We start from the raw sequence: 6771 nt of genomic DNA, 5'->3' as shown, positions 1-6771 counted from the left end.
AACAAGGCCATCGGCGACAAGACGTCGGCCAATCCGCCGGTTGGCTTCGCCACCTATTCCGATCGCCGCGACAATGAAAAGGAAGGCTGGGCGCTGCAGGTCGCCAATGATGTCGAGCCGACCAACGGCATCTTGTTCCCCGCAGTCCTGGCACTGGTCGACAAGGCGCCGAGCCCCGCAGCAGCAAGATTGYTGATCGACTTCATGATGGGCGATGACTCCGCCACTGGCGGGCCGGCTTTCGAACCGTTCAACGTCGCCGGCGATTACGCCGTCCGCCCGACCGTCAAGGACAATGCGGATTCGGTGCCGCTGAAGGACCTCAAGGCCTGGCGTATAGATCCGGTCAAGACCGCCGCTGCGCGCAAGCGCATCGCCGATCTAGTTCTCACGCTGCAATAACTAAAGGTGGTCGCGGCGCCCCGAGGGGAGGCGCCGCTCCATTCGCTTGGCCAGTCGTATCGCCACATGGCGATGCGGCAGGTCGCCACTCTCTTGTCTCGTGAGAAAGTTTGTCATGTCCGCCGTCGCAACATCCGTGTTGTCCCGGAGAGGCTTTTTGCGCTCCGAAACGCTCGTGCCCATTGTCCTGATCCTGATCGTTTCGGTCCTCGTCATCGCACCTATGGTCAAGATCGTCCTGTCCACGCTGACCGTCGAAGGCCGCGATGCCTGGCAGGCGGTGCTCGCCTCCAAAATGTCCGAGAACCTGTGGTGGCGTCCGCTTTGGAACACCGTTCTGCTCGGCATTGGCGTCGCCGCCGGCTGCGTCCTGATGGGCGGCTTCCTCGCCTGGCTGGTGATGCTCACCGACGTGCCGGCGCCCAAAACCCTCGGCCTGCTCGCCACCATGCCGTTCATGATCCCGAGCTTTGCCGCGGCGCTCGCCTGGGGCGCGCTGTTTCGCAACAGCAGGCTTGGCGGATCGGTCGGCTTCTTTGAAGCCAATGGCTACATCGTGCCTGACTGGCTCGCATGGGGCCTTGTTCCAACGCTGATCGTACTCATCGCGCACTACTACTCGCTCGCCTTCACCGTCATTTCCGCTGCATTAAGTTCCATCGGCGCAGACCTTGTCGAAGCAGCCCAAGTGGCGGGCGCGAAGCGCGCGCGCATCTTCTTCGGCATCATCTTGCCTGTGGTGACACCCGCGCTGGTCGCCGCGGCTTCGCTGACCTTCGCTGGCGCTGTTTCCAATTTTGCCGCCCCTGCCCTGCTCGGCCTGCCGGTCAGGATGCAGACATTATCGACCCGCCTGTTTGGCATGATCGAAACCGGACAGACCGAGCGTGGCTTCGTCATCGCGCTGCTGCTGATCGTCGTCTCCGCCTCGTTCCTGTGGCTCGGCGAAAGGCTGGTCGCCGGCCGCAAGAACTTCGTCACCGTCACCGGCAAGGGTGGCCGCACCAAGCGCTTTGCGCTCGGCAAATGGCGCTGGCCGCTCTTCGCACTCGCCGTCTTGCTTTGCCTGCTCACCACCTTCCTGCCGGCGCTGATCCTCACCGCTTCCAGCTTCGCGCTGCAGAATGGCTCGCTGTTTTCCAACTGGACGACGCATTTCTGGATCGGCGAAGGCGGCACCGACATGGCCCAGGGCCAGGCTGGCATCTTCCGCAACCCGGTGCTGATCGAGGCCTTGTGGATGACGCTGAAGCTCGCCGTCACCGTGGCGATCACCACTATGGCGCTCGGCCTGGCGCTTGCCCACACCATCGCCCGCAACAAGGGCAGCGTGCTGGCGACCCTACTCGGCCAGGTGTCGTTCACGCCGATACTGATCCCCTCCATCGCCTTTGCCGCCGCCTATATCGCGCTGTTCGGCGCACCCATCGGGCCGCTGCCGTCGCTTTACGGCACCTTCATGCTCCTGGTGCTCGCGGCGTCTGCCCATCTACTGCCTTACGCGGTTCAGTCCGGCCGCTCGGTGCTCGGCCAGATCTCGGCCGACATCGAAGAAAGCGCGCGGCTGACCGGCGCCGGTTTCTTCCGTCGCATGGGCGCTATCATCATGCCCCTCGCCATTCGCGGCCTGCTCGCCGGGGCGCTGCTGGTCTTCGTCAAGATCGTGCGCGACCTGTCGCTGGTGGTGCTGCTGTTCACCTCGACATCGCCCGTGCTCAGCATGCTCGCCTACCGCTACGCCGCCGAAGGCTTCATGCAGTTCGCCAACGCCATCACCATGGTGATCCTCGTCCTTTGCGTCGTCGCCACGCTTTTGGCGCACCGCCTGCAGAACCGCGTCCAGAAGTGGAAATCCGCATGAGCAAGACAAACTCCACATCCGCGCCAGCGATTGCGATCCGCAACATCACCAAGCGTTTCGGCGGTTTCACCGCCGTCGACAACGTCGATATCTCGGTGCCACAAGGTGCGTTCCTGGTGCTTGTCGGCCCTTCCGGCTGCGGCAAGTCCACTTTGCTGCGCATGCTGGCGGGGCTTGAAACGCCGAGCGAAGGCGAAATGGCCTTCATGGGTCGCACCGTCTCGGACGGCGCGCGCGGCCTGGTAGCTGATGCCGGAGCGCGCGACGCCGGTCTCGTCTTCCAGAGCTACGCGCTGTGGCCGCACATGACCGTTGCCGGCAACATCGAATGGCCGCTCAAGGTCGCGCGCTGGAACAAGGCCGATCGCGCCGCGCGCGTCGACGAAGTGCTTGGCCTGCTCGGCATCACCGCGCTCAAGGAGCGCTACCCCGCCGAGATATCTGGCGGCCAGCAACAGCGCGTGGCGATCGCCCGTACCATCGGCCCCAAGCCGAGTATCCTGTTGTTCGACGAGCCGCTGTCCAATCTCGACGCCAAGCTGCGCATCGAAATGCGTAGTGAACTGATGCGCATCCACCGTGCCACCGGCGCGACCTCGGTCTATGTCACCCACGACCAGGTCGAGGCGATGACCATGGCGAGCCACGTCGCGGTACTCAACAACGGTAAGGTCGAGCAATTCGGCGCGCCGCTGGAGCTTTTGGAAAACCCGCGCACCACCTTTGTCGCCACCTTCCTTGGCACGCCCCCGGCCAATTTGATCGAAGTTTCAAACAGCGGCGACGGCCTCATTTATGAAGGGCTGCGCTTGGCGGATGCCATGCGAGCCGAAGCACTTGACGGTGTCCAGCTTCTCTATCGCGCTCACGACCTGATGGTGGGCGAAGTGCCTGGACGGCCCTCGATCACGGCACGTTTTGAGGAGGCGGCGCCGATTGCCGGGCGCACGATGGTGACGGCCTTTTCTGGCGGGCGGCGGCTTACCGCCATGGCCGATGGATATTTCCGAGCCGCGATCGGCGATCAGATACGCCTCAGTTTCCTAGGCGAGCCGAGCGCGGTTTTTGCAATGACTGGTGAAAGGATTAGCTGATGAGATTGGTAATGGTGCGCCATGGCGAGACCACCTGGAATGCCGAACACAGGCTCCAGGGCCACGACAACGCGCCTTTGTCGCCACGCGGCATCAAGCAGGTCCAGCGTTTCGCTACCTTCGCCAAGGCCATGGCGCCTGATCAGGTCGTCGTTTCCGACCTTGGCCGTACGCGCCAGACGGCACACCTGCTCGGCTATGGCGACGCCCCGCTCGACCCGCGGCTGCGCGAGATCGACATGGGCAACTGGACCGGGCGCATCAAGCACGAGCTCGAGGCGGAGCGGCCACACGAATATCTGGCCTGGCGCGCCGGCACGTTTACGCCCGACAAGGGCGAGCCTTGGGCGGATTTCTGCGCCCGCATCGTTGAAGGATTGAGGGACTGTTTGAGGAAGTGCAATGGCGACACGCTTGCCATTGTCCATGGCGGCGTCATCCGCGCGGCCTGCCACGCCTTCCTCGGCCTGCCGCCTTCGCGTGTCGTTCCTGTGACGCCAGGGACTGCAACGATCCTGAGTTTCGATGCCGCGGATGCCCCGGTTGCGCGCCTTGAAGCCTACAACATCGCAGCTGTGACGCCCGATTTCGACGCGCCGGACTGAGAGAAAACCACCAAAGGAAATGATGCGGCTGCCTAGCCCCCCCAAGCAAGCCGCAGTTTCCCCTCCAAGAGAAGGCAATGATAACTAAGTGAATTAAAACCAGTGTACGCAGTATAACTAAGCGATACCGATTTCATACAATGTTAGCAAGTTAAAATCTTCGCGGCAAGCATAGAAACTTACATCTTGCGGGCACGATGCGTGACGCACTTCCCTGATCAGGGGCACGCTACCACCGGCAAATCGGCAAAAGCTCTTCCGGCCACATGGCGACCTGGCAAGCGATCATCCAGTCCGAAGAAAAATGTGGCTGCTTGTGCGGCTTCGCTACTTCGACACCTCTTCGATATAGGCAATCACATTGGCGATGTCGGTATCGTCCTTGAGACCGGGAAAGGCCATCTTGTTGCCGGGCACTTTGTCTTTCGGAGCTTTCATATAGGCAGCGATGTTGGTCTCATCCCAGACGAGACCGCCAGCACCGGCCTTTTTCATGGCGTCGGAATATTTCGCCTGGAAGCTCGGCAGTGTGCCTGCGGTGCGGCCGATGACACCATGCAGCGATGGGCCGACCTTGTCTTTTTCGACCGCCGCCTCATGGCAGGCCATGCATTTGGTGAAGACTTTTTTGCCGGCGGCCGCGTCGCCCGCCGCATGAACCGGATTTGTGGCTAGAACCGAAGCTGCAAGAAGGGCTTGTGCGCCCCATGCGGTCAGTCTCATGGCTATCTCCTCACTCTGGCCGGCGCTTCCCGTCGACGCGAACGATATTAGCGCTGCGCAAACAAACGCGCCATGCGCCATTCCGCTGCGGCATCTCGATGCCAGCACATCTCCCAGCACATCTAAAAGACGTATTCAAAGTGCTGCCTCGCCGCGCGTTGTTGAGGCATGCGCGGCGCCGCAGGGGCGACAAACCCTGAGATGAATAGTATGCTCCCGGGCGGTGCAGGTCGCGGTTTCGCGTGACCAGACACGCTGGACGGCAGCACCGCGAGCCGCGACCCCAACCGGACCCGATCCCGGAGGAATGGTTCATGGCAAATTTCCACGTCTACGCAGCAGGCACTGGCAGCAACGTCGAACATCCCGCTATACGTCGCATTGGCGTCTCGGATGTCTTTGACGCGCTCCGACGGGGATTTGAAGATTTTTGGAACAAACCCTCGCACTATGTCTTTTTGTGCCTGATCTATCCGGTCGTAGGCGTGTTCCTCATCACATGGACCTCAGGCGGCAACGCGCTGCAGCTGATCTACCCGCTGGTGACCGGCTTTGCGCTACTTGGACCATTCGCGGCAATCGGCCTTTATGAGATCAGCCGCAGGCGCGAGAAAAACCTCGACACCTCGTGGAAGCATGCTTTCGAGGTCAGGCAATCGCCCGCCATGCCGGCCATCGCCGTCCTCGGCATCATGCTGATGGCCCTGTTCGTGGCCTGGCTTTTGACCGCTCACGCGCTTTACGCCTGGCTCTATGGCGACACGGCACCCGCGACCTACTCCAGCTTCATCAACGACGTGCTGACCACCCAGCGCGGCTGGACGCTGATGATCCTCGGCAACCTCATCGGCCTTGTCTTTGCCCTTATCGCGTTGAGCACGACGGTCATCGCCTTCCCGCTGCTGCTTGATCGCGACATCGGCGCCTATGCGGCGGTCGAGACCTCGGCGCGGGCGATCATGGCCAACCCGGTTCCGATGCTGCTCTGGGGCCTGATCGTGGCCGCGGCCCTGGTTGTCGGGTCGATACCGCTTCTCGTTGGCCTGGCGATCGTCCTGCCAGTGCTCGGCCACTCGACCTGGCACCTCTACCGCAAGCTGATCGAGCCGGCCCCAGCACCGGTCACGAAGTCGCGCAAGCGCACAACCTGACTTCGTTCAAGCCGGCGGCCTATCCAGCCGTCGGCTTTGCCATCAAACCAAAGAACGCCACCCGCCCCTTTTATGGGGCGGATGCTTGATCATGCCGGATGGCTGAAACGTGCGATGCGCGCATCTTGCAGCAGGTTGCGGAAGTCGCCGCCCGTGACATGCACCAGAGTCTTGTGGTCGCCAGCCTCGAAATAGACATCGCCTTCCGCGCCGAAGCTTTCGTCGAGGATCACCGGCACGTTATAGGCTGCCCCCACCGGCGGCACGGCGCCGATGTCGCAGTCGTTGAACAGCTGGCCGACCTCGTCTTCGGAGGCCAAGCCGAGACGCTTGTCGATCACGTCCTGCAGCGTGTTGAGCTCGACCCGGTGGCTGCTCGGAACCACCGCCAGGGCGTAGCCCATTTCATGGTGGAGCAGCACCGATTTGGCGAGCCTGCGGCCTGGAACATGGGCTGCTTGCGCCGTCTGGCTGCTGGTCGAGGTTCGGTGATGGGCAACGGTATCGTAGTGGATGCCCTTGCCGGCCATGTAGTCTTGAAGTTTCCTTGCGATCGTCATCGTGGGCGTCCTTCTGTTGGAGGGCGACGCGTCGGAGAACGAGAAAACTCATTCTCCTCCCATCTTTTTCCCTGTCAACGAAGAACGCTGTCGCGGGCTTTGCGTAGAGCGTTGCCGTTACCTAGCTGTTTGATCCCAGGCTTTGATGGGGCATCCTTGTTGGCCGAAACAGGGGATGCACTATGGGCCAGGTTCTTCATGGGAGCGCCACGACGACAGAGGCGGTCCGTCGAGCGATACAGCATAGTCAAGAGAGCCTGAGGGCGCTGGCGAAACGCTACGGAATCAACCAGAAGACCGTCGCCAAATGGCGGGAGCGGACTTCGGTGGCCGATCTGCCGACCGGTCCGAGGGAGCCGAGATCGACAGTGCTCT

General features: G+C 62.1%; 6 protein-coding genes and 2 pseudogenes. 6 read left to right on the top strand and 2 right to left on the bottom strand.

The features are described 5' to 3' along the window. The 4 genes and pseudogenes from AC1DUU_RS19580 to AC1DUU_RS19565 all read left to right on the top strand — a co-directional run. Positions 1 to 402, top strand: a pseudogene (locus AC1DUU_RS19580) (ABC transporter substrate-binding protein); the annotation flags it as partial. A 115-nt stretch (positions 403 to 517) separates the two neighbouring features. Next, positions 518 to 2263: an ABC transporter permease gene (locus AC1DUU_RS19575; protein ID WP_476785067.1), complete on the top strand. Its 1746-nt coding sequence runs from the start codon at positions 518 to 520 to the stop codon at positions 2261 to 2263. After that, positions 2260 to 3357: an ABC transporter ATP-binding protein gene (locus AC1DUU_RS19570; RefSeq protein WP_476785066.1), complete on the top strand. Its 1098-nt coding sequence runs from the start codon at positions 2260 to 2262 to the stop codon at positions 3355 to 3357. Before AC1DUU_RS19575 ends, AC1DUU_RS19570 begins: the two co-directional genes overlap by 4 nt. Continuing rightward, complete coding sequence (locus AC1DUU_RS19565) at positions 3357 to 3962, top strand: histidine phosphatase family protein (protein ID WP_476785065.1); 606 nt, start codon at positions 3357 to 3359, stop codon at positions 3960 to 3962. Before AC1DUU_RS19570 ends, AC1DUU_RS19565 begins: the two co-directional genes overlap by 1 nt. 327 nt (positions 3963 to 4289) lie before the next feature. Here AC1DUU_RS19565 and AC1DUU_RS19560 read toward each other — a convergent pair whose 3' ends face one another. Continuing rightward, positions 4290 to 4685: a c-type cytochrome gene (locus AC1DUU_RS19560; protein WP_476785064.1), complete on the bottom strand. Its 396-nt coding sequence runs from the start codon at positions 4683 to 4685 to the stop codon at positions 4290 to 4292. A 314-nt stretch (positions 4686 to 4999) separates the two neighbouring features. On the opposite strand from AC1DUU_RS19560, the gene AC1DUU_RS19555 reads away from it, so the two are divergent. Beyond that, positions 5000 to 5836 carry a DUF2189 domain-containing protein gene (locus AC1DUU_RS19555; RefSeq protein ID WP_476785063.1) on the top strand — a complete coding sequence of 279 codons (837 nt, stop codon included), beginning with the start codon at positions 5000 to 5002 and terminating at the stop codon, positions 5834 to 5836. Positions 5837 to 5925: 89 nt separating this feature from the next. Here AC1DUU_RS19555 and AC1DUU_RS19550 read toward each other — a convergent pair whose 3' ends face one another. Next, the gene (locus tag AC1DUU_RS19550) at positions 5926 to 6396 is read right to left on the bottom strand and encodes an aminoacyl-tRNA deacylase (RefSeq protein ID WP_476785062.1); all 471 of its coding nucleotides are present in this window, start codon (positions 6394 to 6396) and stop codon (positions 5926 to 5928) included. Between the two features lie 182 nt (positions 6397 to 6578). Between AC1DUU_RS19550 and AC1DUU_RS19545 the strand changes: the two are divergent. Further along, positions 6579 to 6771, top strand: a pseudogene (locus AC1DUU_RS19545) (IS481 family transposase); the annotation flags it as partial.

The organism is Aminobacter sp. P4_H6_2 (assembly GCF_056400805.1).
Note: the sequence above shows the minus strand (reverse complement) of the source record. Positions and strands in the feature narration are given on the sequence as shown.

Bases quoted from the DNA above. Each gene is read 5' to 3' on its own strand.
- AC1DUU_RS19560 (WP_476785064.1), bottom strand. From the start codon at position 4,685: ATGAGACTGACCGCATGGGGCGCACAAGCCCTTCTTGCAGCTTCGGTT.
- AC1DUU_RS19565 (WP_476785065.1), top strand. From the start codon at position 3,357: ATGAGATTGGTAATGGTGCGCCATGGCGAGACCACCTGGAATGCCGAA.
- AC1DUU_RS19570 (WP_476785066.1), top strand. From the start codon at position 2,260: ATGAGCAAGACAAACTCCACATCCGCGCCAGCGATTGCGATCCGCAAC.
- AC1DUU_RS19575 (WP_476785067.1), top strand. From the start codon at position 518: ATGTCCGCCGTCGCAACATCCGTGTTGTCCCGGAGAGGCTTTTTGCGC.
- AC1DUU_RS19555 (WP_476785063.1), top strand. From the start codon at position 5,000: ATGGCAAATTTCCACGTCTACGCAGCAGGCACTGGCAGCAACGTCGAA.
- AC1DUU_RS19550 (WP_476785062.1), bottom strand. From the start codon at position 6,396: ATGACGATCGCAAGGAAACTTCAAGACTACATGGCCGGCAAGGGCATC.